The organism is Bradyrhizobium sp. STM 3809 (assembly GCF_000239795.1).
Lineage (GTDB): Bacteria > Pseudomonadota > Alphaproteobacteria > Rhizobiales > Xanthobacteraceae > Bradyrhizobium.
This window is the reverse complement of sequence record NZ_CAFJ01000713.1, coordinates 1-1,575: the sequence shown is the minus strand read 5'-3', so window position 1 is coordinate 1,575 and position 1,575 is coordinate 1. Positions and strand designations below refer to the sequence as shown.

The 1,575-nt window shown below is 65.1% G+C and carries 1 protein-coding gene; it reads right to left on the bottom strand.

Annotated features, from left to right (window positions below; all coding sequences use genetic code 11):
• Positions 1–453: 453 nt before the first annotated feature.
• Positions 454–1,062 carry a nuclear transport factor 2 family protein gene (locus BRAS3809_RS30930; RefSeq protein ID WP_008965950.1) on the bottom strand — a complete coding sequence of 203 codons (609 nt, stop codon included), beginning with the start codon at positions 1,060–1,062 and terminating at the stop codon, positions 454–456.
• Positions 1,063–1,575: the final 513 nt, after the last annotated feature.

The following is a 1,575-nucleotide window of genomic DNA, read 5'->3' as shown; positions in this document are numbered from 1 at the left end:
AAAAACCAAGCCTCAAATTGAGTTTTCTGTATACAACGTCAGCCTTGGTATACCAGCATGCCCTATGGGAACCCGTCTTTTCCAGCCAAAAATCGCGGGGATTTGATCATTTTGTCCTTGCTGACCCGTTGATTCGGCGCCGGCTTCCAGTCGTTGTCCCGCCGGATCCGCTCGGTCCGTTTGCAGGCGCCCTTCGCGGCGTCACCTCTCCCCCTCCCTCGCGGTCTCCGTTGCTCGGCGGCGTCCCGGGCCACCGCCTCGCGTCCGTACTGCTCGCTCCTGTAACGGAACTCTCGTTTGGGCAGATCAGACGGCGCCGACCAGACCGTGACGTTGCCGCGATCTTGCTGCTGCGCCGGCTGACCTGCCGATACTCCCCTGCTCGTCGCGCGTCTGTGCCGGCGCGCCGTTGCGCAGCCCGGACTTCATCAGTCGCAGGCCGGCGGTCATCGCTTACAGCGGCTCGCCCCTGAGCCAGGCCGCGCCGCGCGCATAGAGCGCTTCGACCTCCGGCCCTTTCAATCCGGGCATGTCGCGCTTGACGGTGTAGCCGATGCGGGTCTGCAGATAAGCGAGATGGCGATAGCCGACCGGAAACTGCTCGAGCAATGCGCGATCGAGCGCGGGCACCGCGCCCGGCGTCACCGGGTCCATGCGGTCCTTCTCATAGATCGGCTGACGCAGCACGATGCCCCATCGGCCGGCGCGCTTTTCCAGAAAGTCGTAGAAGCGGCCGGTGCAGAGCACGTCGCAGGCGACGCCTTCGACCTCGGCCCGCTGCGAGATCGTCATCTTGGTCTGCGCGATGGCGCGGCTGCCTTCGAGGTCGACCGAGATGCCACCGAGGAAGTGCAGGATGTTGACGCCCTTGGCCCAGGCCGCCTTGCTGATCTCGATGAACTCGTCGCCGGTGCCTTGCGTCCACGTCGCCATCATCCGTCCGTCCGGATGCCACACGGTGCGGAAGCGCTCCCAGTCGCCGGCATCGCGCCAGATCGCCCAGTTCTGCAGCAATTCGCGAATCTGGCGGTCGTCCTCGATCTCGGCGGCGGTCTTGGTCATGGTGGATGTCCTCGTTGCATGTTGGTGCTGGATACGGGATCGCGACTGCGCTGCAAAGTCACGGCGAGTCATGGCTGGAGCGCGCGACAAGGTTTGGTCTCGTTCCGGCCTTGCGCCGTGACCCATACGCCGTGCCCGTCGTGGCTGGGCGAGATGGATCGGCGATCGTGCCTCGAACTCCTCGCTGGGGTGATGGGTCCCGGCGCAAGGCCGGCACGACAGCAGAGGGTATGGTCGGCGCCTTCCATGACACTGCCACCTTGGGACACGACATCGCCGTCTCGCGGCACGTGGTGCCCGAGTGATGCGGCAACCTTGTCCCTCCTGAAATACGAGAGGGCGCGAGGAAGGCCGGACCTCGGCTGAGGCCCGTGGCCCGCCTGCAACAAAGAAAGCAGGCGGCAGTCACCACGAGTACAGCCGGACAGACCCGGCCTTCCCCGCGCGAATGGTTTTACGGTGTCCTTCGTGCTATCCCTGGGGATCGGGCTGTCTTGCCCCCATCGCCCGCGC

Excerpts from the sequence above, each read along its gene's own strand:
- BRAS3809_RS30930 (WP_008965950.1), bottom strand. The coding sequence starts at position 1,062 with ATGACCAAGACCGCCGCCGAGATCGAGGACGACCGCCAGATTCGCGAA.